General features: G+C 72.8%; 29 protein-coding genes and 1 pseudogene. 14 read left to right on the top strand and 16 right to left on the bottom strand.

Going from position 1 to position 26,017, the window contains the following annotated elements; genetic code table 11:
• The first annotated feature begins 2 nt into the window (after positions 1–2).
• A complete protein-coding gene (locus tag C4J65_RS21450; RefSeq protein ID WP_115743839.1) occupies positions 3–860 on the top strand; it encodes a L,D-transpeptidase family protein in 858 nt (285 codons plus the stop codon).
• 237 nt (positions 861–1,097) lie between these two features.
• On the opposite strand, the gene C4J65_RS21445 is transcribed toward C4J65_RS21450, so the two are convergent.
• The 8 genes and pseudogenes from C4J65_RS21445 to C4J65_RS21410 form a co-directional block, all read right to left on the bottom strand.
• Positions 1,098–2,264: a hypothetical protein gene (locus tag C4J65_RS21445; protein ID WP_115743838.1), complete on the bottom strand. Its 1,167-nt coding sequence runs from the start codon at positions 2,262–2,264 to the stop codon at positions 1,098–1,100.
• Positions 2,264–2,926 (bottom strand): RNA polymerase sigma factor, encoded by a 663-nt coding sequence (locus tag C4J65_RS21440; protein WP_115743837.1) that lies wholly within the window; start codon positions 2,924–2,926, stop codon positions 2,264–2,266. The genes C4J65_RS21445 and C4J65_RS21440 overlap by 1 nt, the downstream gene beginning before the upstream one ends.
• Positions 2,927–3,289: 363 nt before the next feature.
• Positions 3,290–4,174, bottom strand: coding sequence for a hypothetical protein (locus C4J65_RS36125; protein ID WP_205351047.1), 885 nt, complete (start codon positions 4,172–4,174; stop codon positions 3,290–3,292).
• Positions 4,171–4,788 (bottom strand): RNA polymerase sigma factor, encoded by a 618-nt coding sequence (locus tag C4J65_RS21430; RefSeq protein ID WP_162833271.1) that lies wholly within the window; start codon positions 4,786–4,788, stop codon positions 4,171–4,173. The genes C4J65_RS36125 and C4J65_RS21430 overlap by 4 nt, the downstream gene beginning before the upstream one ends.
• Before the next feature lie 134 nt (positions 4,789–4,922).
• Positions 4,923–5,348, bottom strand: coding sequence for a hypothetical protein (locus tag C4J65_RS21425; RefSeq protein WP_240330641.1), 426 nt, complete (start codon positions 5,346–5,348; stop codon positions 4,923–4,925).
• 179 nt (positions 5,349–5,527) lie between these two features.
• The gene (locus C4J65_RS21420) at positions 5,528–6,127 is read right to left on the bottom strand and encodes a hypothetical protein (RefSeq protein ID WP_115743834.1); all 600 of its coding nucleotides are present in this window, start codon (positions 6,125–6,127) and stop codon (positions 5,528–5,530) included.
• Positions 6,128–6,436: 309 nt separating this feature from the next.
• Positions 6,437–6,829, bottom strand: a pseudogene (locus C4J65_RS37200) (hypothetical protein); the annotation flags it as partial.
• A gap of 108 nt (positions 6,830–6,937) precedes the next feature.
• The gene (locus tag C4J65_RS21410; protein WP_115743832.1) at positions 6,938–8,509 is read right to left on the bottom strand and encodes a glycoside hydrolase family 20 protein; all 1,572 of its coding nucleotides are present in this window, start codon (positions 8,507–8,509) and stop codon (positions 6,938–6,940) included.
• Between the two features lie 227 nt (positions 8,510–8,736).
• Between C4J65_RS21410 and C4J65_RS21405 the strand changes: the two genes are divergently transcribed.
• The 9 genes from C4J65_RS21405 to C4J65_RS21360 all read left to right on the top strand — a co-directional run bounded on the left by C4J65_RS21405 (position 8,737) and on the right by C4J65_RS21360 (position 15,358).
• Positions 8,737–9,270: a 2-oxo-4-hydroxy-4-carboxy-5-ureidoimidazoline decarboxylase gene (locus C4J65_RS21405; RefSeq protein WP_205351157.1), complete on the top strand. Its 534-nt coding sequence runs from the start codon at positions 8,737–8,739 to the stop codon at positions 9,268–9,270.
• A gap of 254 nt (positions 9,271–9,524) precedes the next feature.
• Positions 9,525–9,905, top strand: a complete 381-nt coding sequence (gene sdhC / locus C4J65_RS21400) for a succinate dehydrogenase, cytochrome b556 subunit (RefSeq protein ID WP_003974113.1) — start codon at positions 9,525–9,527, stop codon at positions 9,903–9,905.
• A 5-nt stretch (positions 9,906–9,910) separates the two neighbouring features.
• Positions 9,911–10,393, top strand: a complete 483-nt coding sequence (locus C4J65_RS21395) for a succinate dehydrogenase hydrophobic membrane anchor subunit (protein WP_115743831.1) — start codon at positions 9,911–9,913, stop codon at positions 10,391–10,393.
• A gap of 19 nt (positions 10,394–10,412) precedes the next feature.
• Entirely contained in the window at positions 10,413–12,167 is a 1,755-nt protein-coding gene (gene sdhA, locus C4J65_RS21390; protein ID WP_115743830.1) for a succinate dehydrogenase flavoprotein subunit, read from the top strand.
• Entirely contained in the window at positions 12,167–12,940 is a 774-nt protein-coding gene (locus C4J65_RS21385) for a succinate dehydrogenase iron-sulfur subunit (RefSeq protein WP_115743829.1), read from the top strand. Before sdhA ends, C4J65_RS21385 begins: the two co-directional genes overlap by 1 nt.
• Before the next feature lie 243 nt (positions 12,941–13,183).
• Positions 13,184–13,594 (top strand): VOC family protein, encoded by a 411-nt coding sequence (locus C4J65_RS21375; protein ID WP_115743828.1) that lies wholly within the window; start codon positions 13,184–13,186, stop codon positions 13,592–13,594.
• Between the two features lie 96 nt (positions 13,595–13,690).
• Positions 13,691–14,098 carry a hypothetical protein gene (locus C4J65_RS21370; protein WP_115746561.1) on the top strand — a complete coding sequence of 136 codons (408 nt, stop codon included), beginning with the start codon at positions 13,691–13,693 and terminating at the stop codon, positions 14,096–14,098.
• A gap of 4 nt (positions 14,099–14,102) precedes the next feature.
• Positions 14,103–14,591 (top strand): DUF393 domain-containing protein, encoded by a 489-nt coding sequence (locus C4J65_RS21365; RefSeq protein ID WP_115743827.1) that lies wholly within the window; start codon positions 14,103–14,105, stop codon positions 14,589–14,591.
• Positions 14,592–14,602: 11 nt separating this feature from the next.
• Positions 14,603–15,358, top strand: a complete 756-nt coding sequence (locus C4J65_RS21360) for a TetR family transcriptional regulator (RefSeq protein WP_115743826.1) — start codon at positions 14,603–14,605, stop codon at positions 15,356–15,358.
• Here the strand turns inward: C4J65_RS21360 and C4J65_RS21355 are convergent.
• Together C4J65_RS21355 and C4J65_RS21350 are read right to left on the bottom strand one after the other, a co-directional pair.
• Positions 15,349–16,674 (bottom strand): metallophosphoesterase, encoded by a 1,326-nt coding sequence (locus tag C4J65_RS21355; RefSeq protein WP_115743825.1) that lies wholly within the window; start codon positions 16,672–16,674, stop codon positions 15,349–15,351. The two genes, C4J65_RS21360 and C4J65_RS21355, sit on opposite strands and share 10 nt — an antisense overlap.
• 54 nt (positions 16,675–16,728) lie before the next feature.
• The gene (locus C4J65_RS21350) at positions 16,729–16,968 is read right to left on the bottom strand and encodes a hypothetical protein (RefSeq protein ID WP_115743824.1); all 240 of its coding nucleotides are present in this window, start codon (positions 16,966–16,968) and stop codon (positions 16,729–16,731) included.
• 91 nt (positions 16,969–17,059) lie between these two features.
• Between C4J65_RS21350 and C4J65_RS21345 the strand changes: the two genes are divergently transcribed.
• A complete protein-coding gene (locus C4J65_RS21345; protein WP_240330485.1) occupies positions 17,060–18,334 on the top strand; it encodes a D-alanyl-D-alanine carboxypeptidase in 1,275 nt (424 codons plus the stop codon).
• Here the strand turns inward: C4J65_RS21345 and C4J65_RS21340 are convergent.
• Genes C4J65_RS21340 through C4J65_RS21325 form a run of 4 tightly spaced genes read right to left on the bottom strand, consistent with a single transcriptional unit; the run spans position 18,282 to position 21,139 of the window.
• Positions 18,282–19,214, bottom strand: a complete 933-nt coding sequence (locus tag C4J65_RS21340) for a YihY/virulence factor BrkB family protein (protein ID WP_240330484.1) — start codon at positions 19,212–19,214, stop codon at positions 18,282–18,284. The two genes, C4J65_RS21345 and C4J65_RS21340, sit on opposite strands and share 53 nt — an antisense overlap.
• On the bottom strand, positions 19,202–19,708 hold the full coding sequence (locus C4J65_RS21335; protein WP_205351046.1) for a GtrA family protein: 507 nt from the start codon (positions 19,706–19,708) through the stop codon (positions 19,202–19,204). The genes C4J65_RS21340 and C4J65_RS21335 overlap by 13 nt, the downstream gene beginning before the upstream one ends.
• Positions 19,669–20,637 (bottom strand): decaprenyl-phosphate phosphoribosyltransferase, encoded by a 969-nt coding sequence (locus C4J65_RS21330; protein WP_115743820.1) that lies wholly within the window; start codon positions 20,635–20,637, stop codon positions 19,669–19,671. The genes C4J65_RS21335 and C4J65_RS21330 overlap by 40 nt, the downstream gene beginning before the upstream one ends.
• Positions 20,630–21,139, bottom strand: coding sequence for a phosphatase PAP2 family protein (locus C4J65_RS21325; RefSeq protein WP_115743819.1), 510 nt, complete (start codon positions 21,137–21,139; stop codon positions 20,630–20,632). The genes C4J65_RS21330 and C4J65_RS21325 overlap by 8 nt, the downstream gene beginning before the upstream one ends.
• A gap of 143 nt (positions 21,140–21,282) precedes the next feature.
• On the opposite strand from C4J65_RS21325, the gene C4J65_RS21320 reads away from it, so the two are divergent.
• Both C4J65_RS21320 and C4J65_RS21315 read left to right on the top strand, forming a co-directional pair.
• Positions 21,283–22,656 carry an FAD-binding oxidoreductase gene (locus C4J65_RS21320; RefSeq protein WP_115743818.1) on the top strand — a complete coding sequence of 458 codons (1,374 nt, stop codon included), beginning with the start codon at positions 21,283–21,285 and terminating at the stop codon, positions 22,654–22,656.
• A 36-nt stretch (positions 22,657–22,692) separates the two neighbouring features.
• Positions 22,693–23,448, top strand: coding sequence for a decaprenylphospho-beta-D-erythro-pentofuranosid-2-ulose 2-reductase (locus tag C4J65_RS21315; RefSeq protein ID WP_115743817.1), 756 nt, complete (start codon positions 22,693–22,695; stop codon positions 23,446–23,448).
• 7 nt (positions 23,449–23,455) lie between these two features.
• On the opposite strand, the gene C4J65_RS21310 is transcribed toward C4J65_RS21315, so the two are convergent.
• Both C4J65_RS21310 and trpS read right to left on the bottom strand, forming a co-directional pair.
• Complete coding sequence (locus C4J65_RS21310; RefSeq protein WP_115743816.1) at positions 23,456–24,034, bottom strand: 2'-5' RNA ligase family protein; 579 nt, start codon at positions 24,032–24,034, stop codon at positions 23,456–23,458.
• 189 nt (positions 24,035–24,223) lie between these two features.
• On the bottom strand, positions 24,224–25,243 hold the full coding sequence (gene trpS / locus C4J65_RS21305; RefSeq protein WP_115746560.1) for a tryptophan--tRNA ligase: 1,020 nt from the start codon (positions 25,241–25,243) through the stop codon (positions 24,224–24,226).
• A 103-nt stretch (positions 25,244–25,346) separates the two neighbouring features.
• On the opposite strand from trpS, the gene C4J65_RS21300 reads away from it, so the two are divergent.
• Positions 25,347–26,015, top strand: a complete 669-nt coding sequence (locus tag C4J65_RS21300) for a hypothetical protein (protein WP_115743815.1) — start codon at positions 25,347–25,349, stop codon at positions 26,013–26,015.
• The last annotated feature ends 2 nt before the right edge of the window (positions 26,016–26,017 follow it).

Genomic DNA, 26,017 nt, shown 5'->3' with positions numbered 1-26,017 from the left:
TGATGCGTATGAGGGGCATGGGGAGCACGGGACGGGTGGTCGCCGTCGCGCTGGGGGCCGTACTGGTGGCGGGCGGCTGCACCGTGCAGGGCACCGGGCCGGACGGCAAGGGCCACGCGCCGGTGCGCATAGAGGTCACCGGCCACCCGCCGAGGAGCACGCCGTCCCAGGACCGGCACCGGCCGTCGAGTGCGCCGCCGAGTGCGCCCGCTGCCGGGCCGGAGGCGCCCAGGGTGCTGTGGAGGCGGGGCGACACCGGCCGGGACGTCCGTGAGCTGCAGGCCCGGCTGCGCCAGGTGGAGTGGCTCGTGGACGGGCCGACCGGGACCTACGACGACCTGACCGAGCGCGCGGTCAGCGGATTCCAGGGCAAGCGCGGGCTGCCGCGGACCGGCCGGACGGACTCCGTCACCTGGCAGCGGCTGCTCGGGATGTCGCACGAGCCGGGCAAGTGGGACCTGTACCTGATGGGCGGCCAGCCCGCCGCCGCACCCGACCCGCGCTGCACGACCGGCCGGGTGCTCTGCGTCAGCAAGTCGAGCCGGACGCTGCGCTGGATGATCGACGGGCGGACCGTGTCGACGATGTCCGTGCGCTTCGGCTCGCAGTACACGCCGACCCGGGAGGGCGTCTTCCAGGTCTACTGGAAGTCCCGTCACCACGTCTCGACGCTCTACGACTCGGCCATGCCGTACGCCATGTTCTTCAGCGGCGGCCAGGCCGTGCACTACTCCTACGACTTCGCGGCCCACGGGTACGCGGGTGCCTCGCACGGCTGCGTCAACGTGCGGGACGAGGCGGCGATCGCGGCTCTGTACGCGCAGGTGAAGACCGGCGACAAGGTCGTCGTGTACTGGTGAGCGGGTGTCCGGCCGGACCGCCGGACGGCGAATGGGGCGCGGGCGGGACCGGGGGAACGTGTCCCGCCCGCGCCGAGGTGCACGAGCCACGGGTACGGGGGGAACCCCGGCTCGGTGCGAAAGCCGATGACCAGTCGGCTCACTCATTACTGCGTCACGGGGGCCGAAAGTGTCACACCCGCGGCGAGGGAGAGTCCTGGCAGATCACGAAAGCGCAGGTCGGACGGGCTCGCGGGGCTACGCGGCGTGGGGTGCGCCGGTGTGCCGCGGCTGCGGCCGAGCGGCCGAGGAGATCTGCGGGCCGTGGACCCGGTCGGGGTGGTGGGGGCGAGCGGGGTGGTGGGGACCTCGCACGGGCGGGGCTATGTCGGCATCGGCGTCGTCCTGGCCGTTGCCGCCGTCGTCACCGTCGTCGCCCTTGCCCTGGCCCTGGCCCTTGCCGTTGCCGTCGCCGTTGCCGTCGCCCTTGTCTTGGCCTTCGCCCTCGTCGCTCTTGCCGCCCTTGCCGCCTTCGTCGCCCTTCTGGCCCTGGCTGTCGCCGTCGCCGGTGTCCCCGCGAAGCTCGCCCTCCCGGACCGGCCCTCCGGGGACGGTCCGGTCGGCGCCGTCCCGGCCGCCGGTGCCGGTTCCGGCGAGGAGACCGCCGCAGTACTTCCCGACCCGCGACGCTCCCCCGGCCGCGTCCTTCAGCGCACGGCGGTGGACGGTGTCGAGTTCCTTGCCGGCGCGCACCTCGCGGCAGGACGCGGCGAGGCTCGACCGCCGGCCGTCGGAGCCGCCGGGGTCCTGGCCGTCGGCGCCGCGGTCCCGGGCCTCGCCGCCGTCCCGCGCGGTGCCTCCGTCGGGCGCGCCCGGGGTGGCGCCCGGCACCGACCCGCCCTGCACGCCGTCGAGCGGCGAGGGCGGGGCGGAGGGACGGTGGGGGGAGGCCGCGGCAGAGACGGTGGCGGCGGGTTCCGGTTCGGTGCGGTCGAACGGCGTCGGCAGCACTCCGGTTCCGGCCGCCGCCGCCACGCCGCCGATCATGCCGACGGTCAGCGCGGCGGCCAGCCCGAGCCGCAGGGGGCGGCCCCGGCGCGGACGCCGGGCGCCCTCGCCACGCGAGCCGATGCGGACGGGACCGGCGCCGGCGGTCCGGCCGGCGGCACCGTCTGCGACGGCGGCCGAGGCTCCCGCCGACGTGTCCGCCCGTTCGGCGCGCACCTTGCGGAAAGCGGCCAACGCGGCGGCCTCGCCGGGGAGTTCCTCGCCGTTCGGTGCCGACGGGGCAGTGAGCGCGCCCAAGGCCGCGACGAGTCGTTCGGCGCGGTCGCGAACCGCGGGGTCGGCGCCCTCCAGTGGCTCTCCGCGCAGCAGGAACTCCGCCGTTTCGCGGTCCAGCCACTTGTCCTGCTCGTCGGCCATCACATGTCCTTCTGCGTCCGCGCACGCGTATGCGTCACACTCGCGGACGTCACCGCACGACCGCGCGGTTCTCGCTGCGGCGGCAGGGCGTCGAGCCCGCCGCCCGATTCCGGATCGCCGCCGAGCAGTTCGGCCAGGCGCTTCAGGCCACGGTGCGCCGCCGTACGGACCGCACCGGGCCGTTTGCCGAGGGTCTCGGCGGCACTCTTGGCGTCGAGGCCCATCACCACGCGCAGCACGACCGCCTCGGCCTGGTCCTGGGGCAGCCGGGCGATGAGGGAGAGGGTGCTGCCGGTGGCCAGCGCCTCCATGGCCTCACCCGCGGTGTCGGACTCCGCGGGCTTGCCGGTCAGCTCCGTCTCGTCGCCGCCGATCACCGGCCGGCGGCCGCGCATGCGGATCTGGTCCAGCGCGCGGTTGCGGGCGATACGGGCGGCCCAGCCGCGGAACCGGTCGGCGTCGCCGTCGAACCGTTCCAGGTCACGGGCTATCTGGAGCCAGGCCTCGGACGCCACGTCCTCGGCGTCGTGTTCGCCGACGAGCGTACGCACGTATCCGAGCAGTCGCGGATGCACGGCGCGGTACACGGTCCGGAACGCGGCCTCGTCCCCGTCCTGTGCCGCAATCACCGCGGCGGTCAGCTCCGCGTCGTCCCCCAGCACCGAGAAGCCTTTCTGCGCCTGAGCCGGCGCCGCTCTCGCGGACGTGGTCCTCGCCGTCGTGGTTGCTCCGTCGATCGTCGCGGTGGTCGCCCGCGACTCCGTCGCGGGAGCGGGCCCCCCGCAGCATCGGCGCGAATGGCACGTTACGTCTTGAAACCGCCACTCGTCCATGTCCTCCTCGCATTGCCGTACAGGATGCAACTAACCCGTGACGCGGTGAGGTGTGACAGAAAACGCAGTCGCGACGCTGAAGGGAGTACGGGCCGCCGCGCGGCCCGTGCCGCGCGACGGCCGGGGCCTCTCCTGTGGGGGGTGGCGGCCTCGGCCGTTGCCTTGGCCGCCGCGATCGTCGCTGGTGGTGGGCTACTGACCCCGGCCGGGGGTCGGTTCCGCAGCGCCGCCGACCTCGCCGCCAACACCCTTGCCCCGGTCGCCGCTTCCCTGGCCGTCGCTTCCCTGGTCGCCGTTCTCCTGGCCGTCGTTTTCCTGGCCGCTGTCACCGGCGCCGCCGTTCCGCTCGCCGTTCCCCTCGCCGTTTCCCTCGCCGTTCCCCTCGCCGTTCGACCGGTTCGTTCCGGTCTCCCGGGCGGACTGCCCGGCGCAGTAGGCCTCGACGTGCTCCGCGCCGCCCGCCGCCGTGAGCAGCCGCTGCCAGGCCGTGGCGTCCAGGGCCCCGCCTCGGCCGTCCAGTCGCTCGTAGGCACGGCACTGGGCCTCGGTGTCCCCGGCGGTGTCCGGGCGCTCCGGCGGCGGGGAGGCACCGGGGGGCGTGGTGGCGGGGGCGGGCGTGGCGGCGCGCGGGGTGGCGACGGGCCGGACCGAGGCGCCGTCGGCCGGGGCGGGCGGGCGCACCCGGTCCCGGCCGCCGTCGTCCGCGGCGGAGCCGCCCCCGCCCATGGCCGCGTACGCGACCCCGCCCAGGGTGAGGCTCGCCAGCAGGACGGAGAGCGCGGTCTTCAGCGTGCGCCCCGTCCTTCGCCCGGCGCGCGGCCGCCAGTCGTCCCGCCGCCGGGTGCGCACGGCCCGGGCCGGTTCCGCCTCCCTGGCGGTCCGGAACGCGGCCACGGCGCGCCGCTCGCCCTCGGCGTCGGCCAGCTCCCCGCGCAGCGCCGCGGCGAGCAGCGCCTCCGCGTGGCGGGAGCCGCCGAGCGCGGCGGGCCGACGGCCGTCGTCCTCCCCGTGCCGTGCACCCATGCCCGCCTCCGCTCCCGCCCGGTCCGCCGGGCCGCCGCCCTCGGCGCCCCTCATGTCGACTCCCCCAGCGTCCTGGGACCGTCATCCGTCACACCGTCCGCCCCCAGCTGCCGGGCGAGCCGCTTCAGGCCCCGGTACGTCGCCGTACGCACCGCGCCCGGCCGCTTGCCGAGCACACGCGCGGCGGAGGGGCCGTCGAGACCGACGACGACCCGCAGCAGCACGGCCTCCGCCTGGTCGCGCGGCAGCGCCGAGACCAGGGCGAGCGCGGCCTGGGTGGAGAGTGACTCCAGTACCTGGTCGTGCGTGCTGTGCGGGCCGGGCAGGTCCAGGACGTCCTGCTCCAGCGCCGTGGGCCGGGGCCGCACCTTCTGGCGCCGCAGGTGGTCCAGGGCCCGGTGCCGGGCGATCGTCGCCGTCCAGCCCCGGAAGCCGGCGCCGTCGCCCCGGAAGCGCCGCAGGTCGCGGGCTATCTCCAGCCACGCGTCCCCGGCGACGTCCTCGGCGTCCTCCCCGACCAGCCCGCGCAGATAGCCCAGCAGCCCGGGCTGCACGAACCGGTAGGCGACCGCGAAGGCGGCCTCGTCACCCTCCTGGGCCCGCGCGACCGCCGCGCCCAGTTCCCCGTCGTACGCCTGTACACGGCGGGGTTCCCCTCGCTGGCCCAAGAACCGTCCTCGTCCGTACCGAGTCCTCCGCGCGCTCGGGTGAGCGCCCCCCAAGGTCATCAGCGTCTGCGCGCACGGAAGTGTCACAGGAACGCCCGGGGCCGTGGTGGTCCCGGCCGCCGGGCGTCACCGTGTCACCGGGCCGCCGTCGCGTCCCGGCACAGCAGACGGAGCGACCCGTGGCCGGCGAAACAGCGGCGGGCCTCGTCGATCGGGTCCCACAGGCGCCCGTCCGGGGTGCGGACCCAGTGGTCGCCACCGGTCGTCCACCACTCGCCGCCCGCCTGACGGACGATCACTTCTCCGGCGTACGCGCCGAGTCCGCGCAGCTCCGTCTCCACGGCGGCGTAGGGGGCCTCCTCGGCCCGGATGCCGTCGATCATCCGGTCCACTCGCCACAGGCTCTGCGCCGAGTAGTCCAGGCGCAGCCTCGCGCCCTCGCGCATCGTGGCCACCGCGTCCGCCGCCCACCGCACCGGCTTGGCGGCGGCCGACGGCCGGGTCTGCCGCGGGCTCGTCGTCCCGCTCGTCAATCCGCTGGTCAATCCGTTGGTCGTCACAGTCGTCACATGGGCTATAGCGCCGTGGCACGGCATTGCGTCACACGTCGGAAGCGGTCGTTCCGCAACCGGCGCAGGACCACCCCACCTCCGCCACGTCCGCCGCACCGCCACCGCGCGTTCCCCGCACGGCGGTCACAGGCACGGCCCGACGGCTGCCCCGACGGCTGCCCCGGCGTTCAGCCCCGCCCCCGTGCCCGGCGGGAGACCACCGCACGCAGCACGCGGCGCCCCTCCGTGGAGACCTCGAGGGCCGGACGCAGCCCCGCCGCGCCGTGTCCGGCGAGCAGTTCCAGGACGCCGGTCTGGCGGCGCAGTTCGGCGGCGACGAGCGGGGGAAGTCCCTCCGTGCCCGCGTCGCGGGGAACGTCGCCCGCCGGGGTCGCGCCCGCCGCCGGGTCGAGCAGCCGGTGGATGCGGAGCGAGGCGACGGAACAGGCGTCGGCCCACGTCCGCAGCGCCGGTCCCGAGCACTCGGCCGGCGCGGCCGCGAGCATGCGGCGGGCCAGGACCACGGCCTCGTCCTCGCCCGTGGTGTCGGGGCCGGCGAGCTTGTCCCGCACCTGCGCGAGCCCCGCGGCCCAGCCGGGCCCGGTCGCGTCGCCGGTGGCGTCGGCGGCATCGGCGGCGTCGGCAGTCGCGTCGGCGAGGATCGCCCACAGGGGTCTGAGGGCCTCGTCGTCGCCGTCGAGGAGCGGGACGCAGCGGTCCAAACAAGCCAGGCCGCTCGCGGCGAGTCCGCGTGTGTCGGCCCGCGCGATCAGTTCCACCAGGCTCATCGGGTGCCTCCCTGTTCCGGCCGCTTCGCCCCGCTCACCACCACGGAGCCCGCACTGACCCTTACTGCGTGCGACGGCCCGGGAGTGTCACAGGGGCACGACGCCCAGCCGGTCGAGGAACCGGAAGAAGAGGTTTTCGGCCACCGGACCGGGAGCGGGGACCCGGTCGGCGCCCGCGTCGGGCTCCCCGCCCGCAGCCGCCCCCTCCTCCTCCTCGTCCTCGTCCTCGTCCTCGTTCTCGTTCTCGTTCTCGTCCGCAGCCGGGTCGTCCGACAGCACCCCCGCCAGCTCGGCGGCGCTCGCGGCACGCCCCGCCTCGGCGGCCCAGGCGACGGCGCGCTCGGCGGCGTCCCGGGGTTCGAGGAAGTAGTCCTCCAGGGTGAGCCCGTCCCGCTCGGCACCCAGGTACCCGGCCATGGCGGTACGCGCCAGGCAGGTCGTCCACGCCCCGCTCTCGGGCGCCGCCGCCTCCACGACCACGCAGTCGCTGTCCATCACGTAGCCGAACAGCGCGGGCGCGCCGGTCTGCCCCGCCAGGTCGTTCATGTTCCCGACGTCGCCGTCACCGCCCGGGAACTCCCACACCTGCCAGCCGTCCGGCGCGGACCGGCACAGGGTCATGTCCCCGGCGCCGGCCAGCGCCTCCAGCTCCGCGAGCGGCCGCTCGGCGCGGCCGACGACGAAGTACCCCCAGTAGCCCATGTCCCGGTCCCCCCGGCGTGTCGGTTCGGCTGGGCAAAAGACCACCACAGCCGTACGGGAGTTCGCAGCAGGATCGGCCAATCGGCGTGTTGGCCGCGCCGGTCGAGGTCAGTCGAGCCGGTTCGCCAGCGCCGCGAAGTCCGTCCAGGACAGCTCGGGTTTGCCGGGGTCCCACAGCTTCTGGACCGTAGCGGCCAGTGGCAGCCGGATGCCTTCGGCGACCTGGGCCTGGGTCTGGGCGTTCGGGAAGTCGCCCCAGACGGCGAAGCTGCCGCCGAGTATCTGGTCGTCGTACTTGGCGTCGACGGGCGTGGTGCCGCGCAGGACGCGCGGGGTCCACTGCTCGTAGATGCGCTCGCCGGTCGGGTAGACGAAGGTCTGCGGCTGGCCGAGCACGTAGTAGAGGAACTCGTCGTTGTAGTTGAGGACCTGGCGGCCCTCCCTCAGGTACTCGGTCGGCGGGCGGGCGCCGATCTCCTTGCCGGTCCAGTAGGCGACCTTGATGTCCTTGAGCGGCTCGACCGACGTGTCCTTGAAGAAGCCGTCGTTCCACGCGCGCGGGGTGCGGTCGTGGGCCATGACCGTCTTGGCCCGGCCGTTGAGCCAGCCGGTGGTGAGGTCGGCGACGGTGCCGCCGGAACCGTAGGCCTTGCGGGCCGCGGCGGCCAGCGTCGGGTAGGACGCCTCCGGGTTCGGTACCACGAGCGCCTGGTACTCGTCGGCGCCCAGGTGGAACTGGGAGCCGGGGAAGAGGTCGGCGTACTCGTTCAGCAGGTCGTCGACGATCTCCGCGGCCTCCGGCTTGGAGATGTCGATGGCGCCGCGGGTGGCCGTGCCCTGCGCGTTGCGCAGCTGGAGGTCGGGGTGCGCGGCGATCACGGCGCCGAGGTGGCCCGGCGAGTCGATCTCGGGGACGACGGTGACGTGGCGCGAGGCGGCGAGATCGATGATCTCCTTCATCTCGGCCTTGGTCAGATGCTCGTCCGAGACGATCTCGGGGTGCGAGTCGGACTCGATGCGGAAGGCCTGGTCGTCGGAGAAGTGCAGGCCCAGCTCGTTGAACTTGAGGTCGCCCAGCTCGCGGATCCGGTCCTTGATCCAGTCGGCGCTGTAGTGCTTGCGGGCGATGTCGAGCGAGAAGCCGCGCTTCGGTTTCGCGGGCTCGTCCTTGACCACGCCCTCCGGCGCGGTGCCGCCGCCGTCCACCGCCTGCTTCAGGGTGCGGGTGCCGTAGTAGACGCCGGCCTCGGCGGGCCCGGTGACGGTGACCCGGCCGTCCCGCACGGTCATGGTGTACGACTCCGGGTTCGCGCCCTTGTCGGCCTTCACGTCGAGCAGCAGGTCCCCGGCGCGCTCGTCGTCCTTCTCCCCCGCGTACGTCATCCCCAGGTCGCCGGCGATCTGCTTGCCCTCGTCGGCGAGGCCGGAGTCTGCGACGACGACCCGGTTCCCCTTCTCGGGCTGCCAGCCGGGGCCGCGCGCTGCGGTGTGCTCGCGCACGGCGGGTATGGTGCGCGGCTCCTTGGACAGCGGGTAGGACCGGCTGGGGCTGGGGGCGGCCGCCTCGCCGGTGGAGGACCGGGCCGCCGAGCCCTCCCGGTCACCGTCGCCGCCGTCGCCGTCGGTGGCCCACAGGCCGACCCCCACGCCGAGCGCGGCGACCACCGCGCCGGCGATCACGGCCCGCTGTCTCACCTTGGGCGCCGGTATCCGGCCTCTGTGCTGGCTCACAGCGCCAACCTAAGGTCGCCGTTGCCGTCATGCGTCCACCACATGTTCTGAAACTCTCCCGTTCGGGTGAAATTCGGGCATCGGACGGACACGCGTTGCCGTCACTCGATAACGTGACGCCACACCTTTCGCACAATCCCCTGCCGACACACACGTGAAGCCCACGAGGACCCACGCTGCCTGCGCACCGTCTCCCAGACCTCCCCCGCCGAGTGGCCATACCCGTACCGGTGCAAACACGCGCCACACCGGCAACGGCCACCCCGCTGGAGCGCTTCAACGCGGCCCCCGCCGACGAGGCCGCCCAGACCCTCCTCGCCTGTCTGAACAGCCACGGCTGGGCCCAGCGCCTCATCACCCACCGCCCCTACCCGGACCTCGCCGCCCTCCTGGCGGCAGCGGACGAGGCGGCCTACGACCTCTCCCCGGACGACCTGACCGAGGCCCTGGCCGCGGAGACGCTGCCCGCCCTGCCCGAGGACACCTACGCGGCAGCCCACACCGCCCTGAACGCGGCCCACGCGGCCTACGAGTCCCGCTTCGGACACGTGTTCGTCATCAGCCTGGCCGGCCTGTCCCCGGACGAGACCCTGAACCACGTCCTGACAGCCATCCGGTCACGTTTGAACAACGACCCGGACGAAGAACGCCTGGTAACGGCAGAGGAACTCCGCCACCTGGCAAAGACACGTCTGACCAACGCCCTCTAGGGGCGCGGAGAACTGCGCGACCAGCCACAGGCGGCCCGCACCCGGCATTCAAGGACAAACCCCCACCCCCGTAGCCGCCCCCGCTCAGACCCACTGCTCCTTTGAGTGCAAGTTTGATCACAACGGCAGGCCCCCCGTAAGCGCCGCAGGCAACCGTCGCTACCATGCTGGGGGCCGGTGGACCGTACCCGGCCGGGCCCGACCGACAAGGAAAGCCGGCGCGGCCCCAATCCCCGCTCCCGGAGGAAATTTCCGTGCCGGCTGGAACGCTGTACCGCGGCCGGGAAGGAATGTGGTCCTGGGTGGCTCACCGAGTCACCGGCGTCCTCATCTTCTTCTTCCTGTTCGTTCACGTGCTGGACACCGCTCTCGTGCGGGTGTCCCCCGAGGCCTACGACACCGTCGTGGCCACGTACAAGACGCCGATCGTCGCGCTGCTGGAGTACGGCCTCGTCGCCGCCATCCTCTTCCACGCGCTCAACGGCCTGCGTGTCATCGCCGTCGACTTCTGGGTCAAGGGCGCCCGCTACCAGAAGCAGATGCTCTGGACCGTCGTCGCCCTGTGGGTCGTGCTGATGCTCGGGGCGATCTACCCCGTCCTCGGCCACGCCGCTCGTGAACTGTTCGGGAGCTGACGCCAATGTCCACGACTGAATCCCCCGCTTCCGGGATCGGCCCCGTCGAGGGCGCCTCCCTGTACTCGGTCGACAACCCGGCGCCGCTCATCGAGGCGCCCCGCGCCCGCACGAAGAAGTCCCCCAGGTCCACCCGGGGCAACTTCGAGATGGCCGCCTGGCTGTTCATGCGCCTGTCCGGCGTCGTGCTGGTCGTCCTGGTCCTCGGCCACCTGCTGATCCAGCTGGTGCTCGACGGCGGCGTCTCCAAGATCGGCTTCGCCTTCGTGGCGGGCCGCTGGGCCTCGCCGTTCTGGCAGGTCTGGGACCTCCTGATGCTCTGGCTCGCGATGCTGCACGGCGGCAACGGCCTGCGCACGGTCATCAACGACTACGCGGAGCGCGCGAACACCCGCCTGTGGCTCAAGGGCCTGCTCTACACCGCCACGGTGTTCACCATCCTGCTGGGCACGCTGGTGATCTTCACCTTCGACCCGAACATCCGCTAGGCACGGGGCTGCGAAAATCATGAAGGTACACAAGTACGACACCGTCATCGTCGGCGCCGGTGGCGCCGGCATGCGCGCGGCCATCGAGTCGACCAAGCGCAGCCGCACCGCCGTGCTGACGAAGCTCTACCCCACCCGCTCCCACACGGGCGCCGCGCAGGGCGGCATGGCCGCCGCGCTGGCCAACGTGGAGGAGGACAACTGGGAGTGGCACACCTTCGACACGGTCAAGGGCGGTGACTACCTGGTCGACCAGGACGCCGCCGAGATCCTGGCGAAGGAGGCCATCGACTCGGTCCTCGACCTGGAGAAGATGGGCCTGCCGTTCAACCGGACGCCCAACGGGACGATCGACCAGCGCCGTTTCGGCGGTCACAGCCGCAACCACGGCGAGGCCCCGGTCCGCCGCTCCTGCTACGCGGCCGACCGCACCGGTCACATGATCCTCCAGACGCTGTATCAGAACTGTGTGAAGGAGGGCGTGGAGTTCTTCAACGAGTTCTACGTCCTGGACCAGCTGATCACCGAGGTCGACGGCGTCAAGCGCTCGGCCGGTGTGGTGGCCTACGAGCTGGCGACCGGCGAGATCCACGTCTTCCAGGCGAAGTCCGTGATCTACGCCTCCGGCGGCACCGGCAAGTTCTTCAAGGTGACGTCCAACGCGCACACCCTGACCGGTGACGGTCAGGCGGCCGTGTACCGGCGCGGGCTGCCGCTGGAGGACATGGAGTTCTTCCAGTTCCACCCGACCGGCATCTGGCGCATGGGCATCCTGCTGACGGAGGGCGCCCGCGGTGAGGGCGGCATCCTGCGCAACAAGGACGGCGAGCGCTTCATGGAGAAGTACGCGCCGGTCATGAAGGACCTCGCGTCCCGTGACGTCGTCTCGCGCTCCATCTACACGGAGATCCGCGAGGGCCGCGGCTGCGGTCCCGAGGGCGACCACGTCTACCTGGACCTCACCCACCTCCCGCCGGAGCAGCTGGACGCCAAGCTGCCCGACATCACGGAGTTCGCGCGGACCTACCTCGGCATCGAGCCCTACACGGACCCGATCCCGATCCAGCCGACCGCGCACTACGCCATGGGCGGCATCCCGACCAACGTCGAGGGTGAGGTCCTCAGCGACAACACCACCGTCGTCCCGGGCCTGTACGCGGCCGGCGAGGTGGCCTGCGTGTCCGTGCACGGCGCCAACCGCCTGGGCACCAACTCGCTGCTCGACATCAACGTCTTCGGCCGCCGCGCGGGCATCGCCGCCGCGGAGTACGCGCAGAAGGCCGACTTCGTCGAGCTGCCCGAGGACCCGGAGACCCAGGTCGTCGAGCAGATCGAGCGGCTGCGCTCGTCCACCGGCACCGAGCGGGTGGCGACGATCCGCCGCGAGCTGCAGGAGTGCATGGACGCCAACGTCATGGTGTTCCGCACCGAGCAGACGATCAAGACGGCCGTCGAGAAGATCGCCGAACTGCGCGCCCGCTACAAGAACGTGTCGATCCAGGACAAGGGCCGGCGCTTCAACACCGACCTGCTGGAGGCCGTCGAGCTGGGCAACCTGCTCGACCTGGCCGAGGTGATGGCGGTGTCCGCCCTCGCCCGCAAGGAGTCGCGCGGCGGTCACTACCGCGAGGACTTCCCCAACCGCGACGACGTCAACTTCATGCGCCACACCATGGCGTACCGCGAGGTGGGCGACGACGGCGCCGAGTCCATCCGGCTCGACTACAAGCCGGTCGTCCAGACCCGCTACCAGCCGATGGAGCGTAAGTACTGATGGCTACCCCTGTCATGGAGAAGAACGACTCGGCCCCCGAGCCCGGGTTCGCCGACTCCCCGTACATCACGGTCACCTTCCGCGTCCGGCGGTTCAACCCGGAGGTCGCGGCCGACGCGACCTGGGAAGACTTCCAGCTGGAGATCGACCCGAAGGAGCGTGTCCTCGACGCGCTGCACAAGATCAAGTGGGAGCTGGACGGAAGCCTGACCTTCCGCCGTTCCTGCGCGCACGGCATCTGCGGTTCGGACGCCATGCGGATCAACGGCAAGAACCGTCTCGCCTGCAAGACGCTGATCAAGGACCTCAGCCCCGAGAAGCCGATCACGGTCGAGCCCATCAAGGGCCTGACGGTCCTCAAGGACCTGGTCGTCGACATGGAGCCGTTCTTCCAGGCGTACCGGGACGTGATGCCCTTCCTGATCACGAAGGACACCAACGAGCCGACGCGTGAGCGCCTCCAGACCGCCGAGGACCGCGAGCGCTTCGACGACACGACCAAGTGCATCCTGTGCGCCGCGTGCACGTCCTCGTGCCCGGTGTTCTGGAACGACGGCCAGTACTTCGGGCCGGCCGCGATCGTCAACGCCCACCGCTTCATCTTCGACTCGCGCGACGAGGCCGGCGAGCAGCGGCTGGAGATCCTGAACGACCGCGACGGCGTGTGGCGCTGCCGTACGACCTTCAACTGCACGGACGCCTGCCCGCGCGGCATCGAGGTCACCAAGGCCATCGCGGAGGTGAAGCGAGCGCTCATCACGCGCCGCTTCTGACTCCGTCGGTGTACGCCGGTTGACGGCCGCGAGGGCCCCGTTTCCCCTGGAAGCGGGGCCCTCCGGCATATGCCACACCATCGGGTGAACCCGTCGGCAACGGACGGTCACCCTCCCCGACTCGCTCGGCGCCGAGGTCACGTTGGACGTCGCCGCGATCCTTGCCGCCGGACGGACGAAGAGCGCGCCCGGCGAGGGCTGACAATCAGCCGTTCCGGGCGACGATCGTCCTAGCATGACGCCATGTCAGGTGACGAGTCGTACGAACTGCTCGGGTTCGACAACGTGCTGCTGCCCGTCGGGGACCTCGCCGAGGCCGTCGGGTTCTACGAGCGGGCCGGCTTCCCGGTCGCCTACCGGCTCGACGAGGCCGGGATCGCCCTGCTGAAGGTCGGCGTCGAGACGCCGGGACTCCTGCTGCGGGCGGAGGAGGAGTTCGGGCGGCAGCCGCCGATGTGGCCCTCCGCGCGGGTGTGGCTGGAGGTGACCGACGCCCGGGTCGCCGCCCGCATGCTACGGGACGCCGGGGTGCCGCCGCTCGACGAGCCGTTCCCCGTGGCCACCGGCTGGACCGTCGAGTTCACCGACCCGTGGGGCAACGTCATCGGCCTCACGGACTACTCCAAGCGCCCGGAGCTGGGCCGCCGTCCCTGAGCCGCAGGCGATCCCGCATCCGGCTTGAACGTGTTCAAAAACAGGTCTACAGTCAGTCCTGTCAGCGTTTTGAACGCGTTCAAGAAGGGGTGGGGCATGGACCGCACCGTCATCGCCTACGTCATCTACCTGGCCGTCAGCATCGGTCTGACCGTCTGGGTGGCCCGCACGCTCAGCCGCAACGGACGGGTCTTCCTGGCCGACGTCCTGCACGGCAACGAGAAGCTCGCGGACGCCGTCAACCACCTCCTGGTGGTGGGCTTCTACCTCGTCAACCTCGGCTTCGTCGCCCTCTACCTGAGCGACGACGAGACCATCACCGACACCCGGGGCATCTTCGAGGCGCTCTCGACCAAGCTGGGCGTAGTGCTGCTGGTGCTCGGCGTGATGCACCTGGGCAACGTGTACGTGCTCAACAAGATCCGGCGGCGCGGCCTGATGGAGCGGGAGCAGCTGCCCCCGGTCCCGCCGCAGGGCTGGGTGGCCCCGACGGCCGGGGCCTGAGCCGATGGCTCCCGCTCCCGGGACGACGGCCGGCGCCCCCGTGCGCCGGCTCACCGTCCTCTACGACGCCGAGTGCGCCCTGTGCACGCATGTACGGGACTGGCTGCTGCGCCAGCCCCGGCTGGTGCCGCTGGAACTGGTCCCGGCCGCGTCGGAGGAGGCGCGCCGGCGCTTCCCCGGCCTCGACCACGGGGCCACCCTGGACGAGGTCACCGCGATCGGCGACGCCGGGCAGGTGTACCGGGGCGCCGCCGCCTGGGTGGTCGTCCTGTGGGCGCTGCGCGGGTACCGCAGGCTCGCCCACCGGCTCAGCACGCCCAAGGGCGCCCTGCTGGCCCGGGGCGCCGTCCTGGCCGCCGCCAAGTGGCGCGCCGGGCAGCGGCAGTGGGGCGGCAACGGGTACCGGCGGGCCGACGGCTGGGTGTACGAGCCGGGGCTCGGCTGGATCTATGCCGGGCCGGGCTGTGACGACGGCACCTGCGCCACTGGATAGGCTCTGGACCCGTGCCTGCGACCAACGACGGCCCCGACGACGGCGCCCACCTCAGCAAGTCCGAGCAGACCCGCGCGCTGATCCTGGAGACGGCCATGCGGCTGTTCCAGGAACGCGGCTACGACCGGACCACGATGCGGGCCATCGCCCAGGAGGCCGGGGTCTCCGTCGGCAACGCGTACTACTACTTCGCCGGCAAGGAACACCTGATCCAGGGCTTCTACGACCGGATCGCCGCCGAGCACCGGGCGGCGGTCCGCGAGGTGCTGGCCAGGGAGACCGACCTGGAGGCGCGGCTGGCGGGCGTGCTGAAGGTCTGGCTGGACATCGCCACGCCGTACCACGAGTTCGCGGTGCAGTTCTTCAAGAACGCCGCCGACCCGGACAGCCCGCTCAGCCCCTTCTCCCCGGAGTCGGAGCACGCGCGCGTGGAGGCCATCAGCATCCACCGCGCGGTGCTCGCCGGGGCGAAGACCAAGGTGCCCGAGGAGCTGCGGGACATCCTGCCCGAGCTGATGTGGCTCTCCCAGATGGGCCTCGTCCTGTACTGGATCTTCGACCGCACCGAGGGCCGCGAGCGCAGCTACCGCCTCGCCGAACGCGGCGCCCGCCTCACCGCGCGGGGCGTCGTGCTGGCCCGCTTCCGGGTACTGCGCCCGCTGGTGCGCGAGGTGCACGAGCTGTTCACGGACTTCCTGCCGGGCATGACGAAGATGATGCCGGACCCCGCGAAGAAGCCGACGCGGGACGCCGGTCCTCAGGCCTGACGGGACGCCAGCTCGATCACCGTGATGTCCGAGGGCGCCCCCACGCGCGTGGGCGGGCCCCAGGCGCCCGCGCCGCGGCTGACGTACAGCTGCGTGTCGCCGTAGCGCTCCAGGCCCGCCAGCGTCGGATTGGCGGCGCCCGCGATGAGGTTGCCGGGCCAGAGCTGGCCGCCGTGGGTGTGGCCGGAGAGCTGGAGGTCGACGCCGTGGTCGACGGCGTCGTGGATCTGCACCGGCTGGTGGGCCAGCAGCACGCAGGCGCGGGAGCGGTCCCGGTCACCGAGGGCCTTGGCGTAGTCGGGGCCCTGGCCCTCGTCCTCGCCCGCAACGTCGTTGACGCCGGCCAGGTCGAAGTGGGGCAGCTCGGTGCGGGCGTTCTCCAGCGGGAGCAGCCCGAGCCGCCGCACCTCGGCGACCCACTGCTCGGCGCCGGAGAAGTACTCGTGGTTGCCGGTGACGAAGTACACGCCGTGCCGGGCCTTCAGCTGGGCCAGCGGGGCGGCGGCCGGGCCGAGGTCCTTCACGCTGCCGTCGACCAGGTCGCCGACGACGGCGACGAGGTCGGGCTGCGTGGAGTTGATGGTGTCGACGACCTTCTGCGCGAAGCCCCGGCCGAGCACCGGCCCCAGGTGGATGTCGCTGACGACGGCGATGCGGAAACCGTGCGCCGCGCGCGGGAGCTTGGCCAGCGGCACGGTGACCCGCTTCACCTTCGGGCCGCTCAGCACGCCGTACGTGCCGTAGCCGACCGTGCCGACGGCGGCCGCGGCGGCGGCACCGGCGACGACGCGGGAGACGAAGAGGCGGCGGGAGGGGACGGCGAGGGTGCTGCCCTCGGCCGGAGCTTCGGCACCCGGCGTCACGGGCGTCTCGGGCCTCACGGGTGCCTCGGACGTCTCGGGCGTCTTCGGCGGGGCCGTTCCCGCCGGTATGCGCGAGGTGTCCGTGGCCGGCGCGACCGAGGGCTCCGCCTCCGTCGTGTGCCGCGCGGCTGCCCGGCGTTCCAGGAACCGCCGCAGCAGGGGCCGGACGACCTCGCCCGCGAGCACCGCGAGCAGCAGGTAGATCGACAGGGCCAGCCACAGGAAGCCCGGCCAGGCGAGGACCCGCTGGAGCCAGAACGGGGCGCCCGCGCGCTCGGCGACCAGCGCGCCGACGGCCAGCAGCCAGCCCCCGGCGATCACTGCTGCGCCGATCCGGCGCACGGGGCCCGGCGCGCTGGTCGTGTCACGGAACAGGCGCCGCCACACGTACCAGTTGGCCGTCACGAGGACGCCCACCATCAGCAACGCGACCAGCACGAAGACGACCACCATGCCGTCGTATCCCCTCGTTCGTGACGCCCAGGGCGTCTGTGACGTCCTCGTCGCCTATGACGTTCGGCGCAGTGCGCGCACACCGCGCAACCCGATGCCCCCGACGACCGTCCCCAATACGAAGGAGACGATCGCGAGCAGCAGGTGCACCCAGAAGTACGCCGTGGGGTCGCCGTCCTCGAAGGCGAGCCCGCTGCCGTCCTTGACCAGGTTTTTGACGAAAGTGATCCAGATGATCCAGCTCCACACCCCGAAAGCGAGCAGGAACCAGGAGACGGGGCGGCTGAGCTTCATGGGTTCAGTATCTCCGCCGCGTGTCCGGATCCGTGCCCGGGGTGGGGAGGGGGGTGGGAAGGCGCCGCTCGCGAACGGTACGTTTCCGCTCGTGCCCGCTCCCAAGAAGGCCCTCAGGCGATCCCTGTCGGTCGCCTCCGCCGCCCTGACCGCTCTCGCCCTCCTCTCCCCCGCCGCGCTCGCCGCCCCGAGCCCGTCGACGAGCCCGTCGGCCACTCCGCCGGCGTCGATGTCGGTCGTGGGCGGTGCGCGGCTCGGGAAGCCCGGAACGCAGGTGGACCTGGCGGGCGGGGCGCCCGTGCTGCCGAAGGACCTCACGGCCCGGTCGTGGATCGTCGCGGACGCCGAGTCGGGCGACGTACTGGCCGCGCACAACGCGCACTGGGAGCTGGCCCCGGCGAGCACCCTGAAGATGCTGTTCGCGGACACCCTGCTGCCGAAGTGGCCGAAGACGACGAAGCACAAGGTCGAGGTCGCGGACCTCGCGGGCATCGGCTCGGGGTCCAGCATGGTGGGGATCAAGGAGGAGGAGACGTACACCGTCCACGACCTGTGGCTCGGTGTCTTCCTGCGTTCGGGCAACGACGCCGTGCACGTCCTGTCGGCGATGAACGACGGCGTCGAGAAGACCGTCGCGGACATGAACGCGCACGCCAAGGAACTGCGGGCCGGCGACACCACCGTGGTCAGCCCCGACGGCTACGACATGCCGGGGCAGGTCTCCTCCGCGTACGACCTGACGCTCATCGCCCGTTCGGGGCTGCAGAAGAAGGACTTCCGCGAGTACGCCTCGACGGTCCGCGCCAAGTTCCCGGGCGAGACGAAGAAGGACAAGAAGGGAAAGACCAGCCGCAGGCCCTTCGAGATCCAGAACACCAACCGGCTCCTGGCCGGTGATGCGGACGTGGAGGTCTACCCGGGCATCGCCGGCGTCAAGAACGGCTACACCACCAACGCGGGCAACACCTTCACGGGCGTGGCCGAGCAGGGCGGCAAGGTGCTGCTCGTCACCGTGATGCACCCGGCGGAGGACAAGCACAACGAGGTCTACAAGGAGACCGCCCGCCTCTTCGACTGGGGCTTCCGGGCAGCCGGCAAGGTGCGGCCGGTGGGGGAACTGGTGGGTCCGAGGAGCGCCACAACGGCGAGCCCCTCGGCCGGGGCCTCCGGTGAGGCCGGCGGCACCGGGAAGGGCGCAGAGGGCACGAAGCCGGTGGCGGGCGCCACGGCCGGGAACGGCGCCGGCGGGGCCGGGGTCGCGGCCGGAATCGCCGCGGGGGTGCTGGTGCTGCTCGCGGGCGGCGCGTACCTGATCAACCGGAAGTGGCCGCTGCCGGACCTGGTCCGTCGCCGGACCCGTCCGTGACGTTCTTGTCGCCCGGCTCCGCCAGCTCCTGCGCCTTGCTGCCCGTCGCCGTCCAGGAGGCGCAGAACAGCACCAGCTTCGCGGTGAAGTTGATCCACAGCAGCAGCGCGACGGGGACGCCGAAGGCGCCGTACATGCTCTTCGCCGCGACGCCCTGGATGTAGCCGCTGAGCAGCAGCTTCAGCAGTTCGAAGCCGACCGCGCCGATCAGCGCGGCCACCACCAGGCGGCGGCGCTCGGGCTGGACGCCGGGGAACAGGGTCAGGACGTAGAGGAGCAGCAGGAAGTCGGCGAGCACGGCGACGGCGAAGGCGGCGACGTAGAGCAGGACGCCGCCGACCCCGCCCTGGGCGAGACCGATCGTGCGGATGATCCAGCCGACCAGCGCCGAGGCGACGGTGGAGATGCCGACGGTGATCAGCAGCGCGCCGCCGAGACCGACGAGGACGCCCGCGTCCTTGGCCCGGTGCAGGACCGGGTTCTCCTCCTCGTCGGGCAGCTCCCACACGGCGCGCAGACAGCCCCGGGTGGCCTCGACCCAGCCCATGCCGGTGAACAGCAGCAGGAGGGCGGCGATGACGCCGACGGTGCCCGCGTTGTCGACGAGGCCCTGGATGTTCAGCTGGTCGGAGATGCCGGGGATCTGCTCGGCGAGCTTGTCCTGGAGCTTGTCCTGCTGCTGCTTGTTGAGCGTGGCGGCGGCGACGGCGGCGGCCAGGCTCAGCAGCGGGAAGAGCGCGACGAAGCTGGTGAAGGTCATGGCGGCGGCCAGCCGGGACCACTTCACCCGGTCGAGACGCTCGTAGGAGCGCCACGCGTGCGTGGTGGTCAGGCGGGCGATCCACGGTCCCACGACGGGGCGCTTCTTCAGCCAGTCCATGATCCGACCCTGCCCCCGCTCGTCGCGTTCCATGATCCCGGGGGCCCTCCGGATCCGGCCGCGGACCGGAAGACCAGTGTTCTTGTGCCCCAGAAGCGCAGGATCGTGCCCAGGAGCATGCCGACGCCGGCGCCGGAGACCGTGTCGGCGCGCTGCGAGGTGAGACCGAGCCCGTAGTGGCTGACGGCCAGGCAGAGCAGTTGTACGGCGGCACCGGCGGCGTTCACGGCGAAGAACACCGCGTAGGGGCGCAGGCCCCGGGGGCGGCCGAGGTGGCGGTAGGTGCCCAGGGCGTTGCCCGCGTAGGCGACCGAGCAGCCCGCGACGAAGGAGAGGGCCTTGGCGGTGAGCGGGTCGAGTCCGGCCGCGCCGCGCAGGCAGGTGAAGAGGCCGAGGTCGACGGCGTAGGCGAGCAGGCCGGCGGAGGCGAAGCCCAGCAGTTCGCGCCGGCCGGCTACCAATTGGCCACCGCCAGGCCGTACATCGCGAGCCATACGACGCCGATCAGCGCGAGGGCGCGGTCGCGCAGGACGACGTCCTCGGGTTCGCCCGCGGTGCCGCGGTCGGCGAAGACGGCGTAGCGCAGGACGGCGAGGACGAAGGGGATCACGGAGAGCTGGCGCCAGGGCAGCACGCTGGTGTGCGGTACGCCGCCCTCCTCCATGGCCCACAGGCAGTAGCCGAGGACGGCGACCCCGGCGGCGAGCTGCCAGACGAAGCGCAGGTAGCCGGTGGTGTACTCGGTGAGCAGCGCGCGCGTGGCACCGTCCTTCCCGGCCATCTGGACGGCTTCGGAGTACCGCTTGGCGGCGACCATGAACAGGGCGCCGAAGCCGGTCGTGATGAGGAACCAGCGCGACAGGGGGATGCCGAGCGCGAGTCCGCCGATCATCGCCCGCATCAGGAAGCCGGTGGTGACGACGGCGAGGTCGACGACCAGGACGTGCTTGAGGCTGACGCAGTACGCCAGTTGCATGGCGAGGTAGGCGGTCAGCAGGGCCGCGACGGGCCCGGGGCACAGCCAGGCGGCGAGGGCGGGCGCGAGGACGCCCAGGACGCCTCCGACGGCGTAGGCGAGCGGCACCGGGACGTCTCCGGCGGCGACCGGGCGGTGCCGTTTGACGGGGTGGGCGCGGTCGGCCTCGGCGTCGCGGGCGTCGTTGACCAGGTAGACGGCGGCGGCGCAGGCGGTGAACAGGACGAAGACCAGGGCGAGCCGGCCCAGGGCGGGCGCGGAGAACAGCTCGCCGGCGGCGGCCGGGGCGGCGACGACCAGGACGTTCTTGACCCACTGGCGGGGGCGCGCGGTGCGCAGCAGCCCGGCCGGGACCCGTCTCGCCCGGCGCGGCGGGTCGGGCTCCCGCTGCTGTTCGGGGGCGCGTTGGCGCAGGACGGCGGTGTCGGTGACGGCCGTGTCAGTCACGGGTGCCTCCGCGCATCCAGCCGGTGCCGAGCCGGGCCGTGAGCGCGCCCAGGGCGGCACCCGCGGCGACGTCGGAGGGGTAGTGGACGCCGACGACCAGCCGGGAGGCGCACACGGCGGCGGCGAGCGGCCAGGCGGCGCGCACCCCGAGGGTGCCGAAGACGACGGCGGCCGCGGCGGCCGAGGTGGCGTGCGAGCTGGGGAAGGAGTGCCGGCCGGCGGTGCGTACCAGGGGGACGACGTGCGCGGGGCGGGGGCGGCGCACGACCCGCTTGACCCCCATGCTGGCGACGTGGGCGCCCGCGGTGAGGGCGGTGCCGCGCAGCCAGGCCGTGCGCCGGGGCGCGTCCACGGCGGCCGAGGCGAGGCCCGCCGCGAGCCACAGCGCCCCGTGCTCCCCCGCCCAGGACAGTGCGCGCGCGGCGCCGGCCACGCGCGGGTCGGTTCCGCGGGCCCTGAGCGCGCTGACGATCCGGTGGTCCATGTCGTCGAGGTCGTCCATGTGGACTCACTGTCCACGCCCGCGGCGCGCGAAGGCGGGCACGCCGGAGCGACATACCATTAATCACCCGTTTCAGGGATGCTCCGAATGTTTTGGAACTAATCATTCACACAGGGGGAGACAGGGGCGATACGGTCACCGCCATGTCTGCCGACACCGTTCCCGACGCCGACTGGGGCACCGTCACCGGCTGGGGCCGTACGGCGCCCACCGGGGCACTCGTCGTCCGTCCGCGGACGTACGAGGAGGCGGCCGTCGCCGTCCGGGACTGCGGGGTCCGCGGCGGCATCGCGCGGGGGCTCGGGCGGGCGTACGGGGACGCGGCGCAGAACGCGGGGGGTGCCGTGCTCGACATGACGGCCCTGGACCGCGTGCACGCCGTCGACGTCGCGGGCGGCACCGTGCTGTGCGACGCGGGCGTCTCCCTGCACCGGCTGATGGAGGTGCTGCTGCCGCTCGGCTGGTTCGTGCCGGTGACGCCCGGCACCCGCTATGTGACGGTCGGCGGGGCGATCGGCGCGGACATCCACGGCAAGAACCACCACGTGTCGGGGTCCTTCACGCGGCACGTGCTCTCCCTGGAGCTGCTCACCGCCGACGGCCGGGTCCGCACCGTCGCCCCGGGCACGCCCCTGTTCGACGCGACGGCGGGCGGCATGGGGCTGACCGGGGTGATCCTCACCGCGACGCTGCGGCTCCAGCCGGTCGAGACGGCGCTGATGTCGGTCGACACCGAGCGGGCCGGCGACCTGGACGACCTGATGGCCCGGCTGACCGCCACCGACCACCGCTACCGCTACTCGGTCGCCTGGATCGACCTCCTCGCGCGCGGCCGGGCGACCGGCCGCGCGGTGCTCACCCGCGGCGACCACGCCCCGCTGGACGCGCTGCCCGCCCGCTCCCGCGCCCGGCGCGCGCCGCTGGCCTTCCGCACCTCGCGCCTGCCCGCGACCCCCGACTTCCTGCCGGGCGGACTGCTCAGCCGTACGACGGTCGGCCTGTTCAACGAGGTCTGGTACCGCAAGGCCCCCAGGGAGAGCCGGGGGCGCCTCCAGCGGATCTCCGCCTTCTTCCACCCGCTGGACGGCGTCCCGCACTGGAACCGGGTCTACGGCCGCGGGGGCTTCGTGCAGTACCAGTTCGTCGTCGGGCACGGCCGGGAGGAGGCGCTGCGCCGGATCGTGCGGCGCATCTCCGCCCGCCGCTGCCCCTCCTTCCTGGCCGTCCTCAAACGCTTCGGCGCGGCCGACCCGGGCTGGCTCTCCTTCCCCGTGCCGGGCTGGACGCTCGCCCTGGACATCCCGGCGGGTCTGCCCGGGCTCGGGGCCTTCCTGGACGAGCTGGACGAGGAGGTCGCGGACGCGGGCGGCCGGGTCTACCTCGCCAAGGACTCCCGGCTGCGCCCGGAACTGCTCCCCGCGATGTACCCCCGCCTGGACGACTTCCGCGCCCTGCGCGCGGAGCTGGACCCGCGCGGGGTGTTCGTGTCCGACCTGTCCCGCCGCCTCGCCCTGTGACACACCAGCCGCCCCCTGACCTGTCTGGAGCCAGTCGTGAAGGACGCCTTCGGCCTCCCCCAGTCCCTCCTCGTCCTCGGCGGTACGTCCGAGATCGCGCTCGCCACCGTGCGCCGTCTGGTGGCCCGCCGCACCCGTACGGTGTGGCTGGCCGGGCGGCCCTCCCCCGCGCTGGACGCGGCCGCCGGGCAGCTGCGCGGGCTCGGCGCCGAGGTGCGCACGGTCGCCTTCGACGCGCTGGACCCCGAGTCCCACGAGGCGGCGCTCGGCAAGGTCTTCGCCGAGGGCGACATCGACCTGGTGCTGCTGGCCTTCGGCATCCTGGGCGACCAGGCGCACGACGAGCGCGAGCCGCTGAACGCCGTACGGGTCGCGCAGACCAACTACACCGGCGCGGTCTCGGCCGGGCTGGTCGCCGCCCGTTCCCTCCAGGCGCAGGGGCACGGCTCGCTGGTGGTGCTCTCCTCGGTCGCCGGTGAGCGGGCGCGCCGCGCCAACTTCATCTACGGCTCCAGCAAGGCAGGGCTGGACGCCTTCGCGCAGGGCCTGGGCGACGCGCTGCACGGCACGGGCGTGCACGTCATGGTCGTACGGCCCGGGTTCGTGCGGTCGCGGATGACCGAGGGGATGGAGGAGGCGCCGCTCGCCACGACGCCCGAGGCGGTGGCCACGGCCATCGAGCTGGGGCTGCGGCGGCGTTCGGAGACGGTGTGGGTGCCGGGCGCGCTGCGGGTGGTGATGTCGGCGATGCGGCACCTGCCGCGGGCGGTGTTCCGGCGGCTGCCGGTGTGAGGCGCGGCTACCGGGTGGGCAGCGAGCCGGTCTCCACGCGCCCGGACTGCGGGGGCACGGTGGCGCTGCCGAAGGGGAACTCGCGCAGCTTGCGCCAGACCGCGTCGGCGCCCTGTTCGTACAGCGCGAAGCCGGTGCAGGGCCACTGGGCCTCGTAGTCGGACAGCTCCTCGTAGGCGCGGTCCATCGCCGCTTCCTCGATGCCGTGCGCCACGGTGACGTGCGGGTGGTACGGGAACTGCAGTTCCCGTGGGACGGGGCCGGACGCGTCGCGCACCCGCTTCTGCAGCCAGGAGCAGGCCGCCGCGCCCTCGACCACCTGGACGAAGACGACGGGCGACAGCGGGCGGAAGGTCCCGGTGCCGGACAGTCGCATCGGGAAGGGCCGGCCGCGCGCCGCCACCTCCGCCAGGTGCGCCTCGACCGCGGGCAGCGCGGCACCGTCGACCTCGGTCGGCGGCAGCAGGGTGACGTGCGTGGGGATGCCGTGAGCGGCGGCGTCGCCGAAGCCCGCGCGCAGCTGCTGGAGCTTGCTGCCGTGAGGCTCCGGGACCGCGATCGACACGCCGATCGTTACGGTCCCCACTTCGTCTCCTGTCGTTGTGTGTCGCTCGTCGGGTGTCGCCGTGCCGGACACCCGGATATCGACTGTACGGCCACCGCCGTGCCCTGGGCAGGCGCAACCGGAGTGATGTGCGGCGCTACGGCGGCATGCCGGGGCGCACGGAAGGTGCCCGGGGTCCTGCGGCGGCGGCGCCCCGGGCGCTGCCGCGGGTCAGTGCTTGGCGGGGAGGAAGCCCACCTCGTCGTACGCCCGGGCGAGGGTCTCCGCGGCGACGCGCCTGGCCTTCTCCGCGCCCTTGGCGAGGATCGCGTCGAGCGTCTCCGGGTCGTCCAGGTACTGCCGGGTCCGCTCCCGGAAGGGGGTGACGAACTCCACGACGACGTCGGCGAGGTCCGTCTTCAGCGCGCCGTAGCCCTTGCCCTCGTACTTGCGCTCCAGCTCGGCGATCTCGGCGCCGGTGAGGGTGGAGTAGATCGTCAGGAGGTTGCTGACGCCGGGCTTGTGCTCGCGGTCGAAGCGGACCACGGTGTCGGTGTCCGTGACCGCGCTCCTCACCTTCTTCGCGGTGGCCTTCGGCTCGTCGAGGAGGTTGATCAGGCCCTTCGGGGTGGCCGCCGACTTGCTCATCTTGGCGGTCGGGTCCTGAAGGTCGTAGATCTTCGCCGTCTCCTTGAGGATGTACGCGGTCGGCACGGTGAAGGCGTCGCCGTAGGTCTGGTTGAAGCGGTCCGCGAGGTCGCGGGTCAGCTCCAGGTGCTGGCGCTGGTCCTCGCCGACGGGGACCTGGTCGGCCTGGTACAGCAGGATGTCGGCGACCATCAGCATCGGGTACGTGAACAGGCCGACGGTGGTGCGGTCGTTGCCCTGCTTGGCCGACTTGTCCTTGAACTGGGTCATCCGGGAGGCCTCGCCGAAGCCGGTGATGCAGTTCATCAGCCAGCCGAGCTGGGCGTGCTCGGGGACGTGGCTCTGCACGAACAGGGTGCAGCGGTCCGGGTCGAGGCCGGCCGCGAGGAGCTGGGCGGCGGCGACGCGGGTGTTCTCGCGCAGCTCCTTCGGGTCCTGCGGGACCGTGATCGCGTGCAGGTCGACGACCATGTAGAACGCGTCGTGGGTGTCCTGCATGTCGACCCACTGGCGGACGGCGCCGAGGTAGTTGCCGAGGTGGAACGAGCCGGAGGTCGGCTGGATACCGGAGAGCACGCGGGGACGTTCAGAGGCCATGCTCACCATTCTCTCAGGCCGCGCGGGGCGGTCGGGCACTGGTTGGGAACAGGGGGGCTCCATTCCGGGCCCGGCGGTGTAACAAGGGCGGGGACGGAGGGGGTACGGCGTGCGGTGGTGGGCGGGAGCGGGGGCGGCGCTGGCCGCGGTGCTGTGGGCGGGGGTGCCGGGGACCGCGGTGGCGGACGGTACGGCGCCCCTGGTGGATCCGGACGTGGCGGTGATCGTGTGGACGGGCACGGGGCGCACCACGTCCTGGCACGCGGGTGAGCGGGACTTCGACCGGCTGCGGAGCCTGCTCGACCCGTCGCGCTCGGAGACCGAGCCGGTGCCGGAGGACTGGACGCGGGACCGCCGTCCGCCGGTGCGGTTCACGGTGCTGTGGGGGCTGACCGGGGTCGGGGGGTGGCCGCAGACGGAGCGGGCGCCGGGCGGGGACGTGGCGATGCTGCGGCAGGACCAGCTGTTCCTGGCCGGGGACGGCACGCCGTGGGTGCGCACCGATCCGGCACCGGACGTGGCGGACGACGACATCCGCTGGCACCGGGTGGACCGGCGCACCTACGCCTGGCTGGTCGACGAGGGCTTCTTCGCGAAGGACGGGACCGGGCCCGGCGCCGGGGGCGGAGGGGACGGCGGCGGGCCGGACGGGGTGTGGTGGGGCGCCGCCGGGCTCGGGGCGGGCGTCGCGGGGACGCTGCTGATACGCCGCGCGGCGGACCGGTACCGTGCCGGGCCGCCGCGCGGGGAGCCGCGTCAGGAGCTGATCGACCTCTAGGG

Origin of the sequence: Streptomyces sp. CB09001 (genome assembly GCF_003369795.1) — a bacterium.
Classification (GTDB): Bacteria; Actinomycetota; Actinomycetes; order Streptomycetales; family Streptomycetaceae; genus Streptomyces.
Note: the sequence above shows the minus strand (reverse complement) of the source record. Positions and strands in the feature narration are given on the sequence as shown.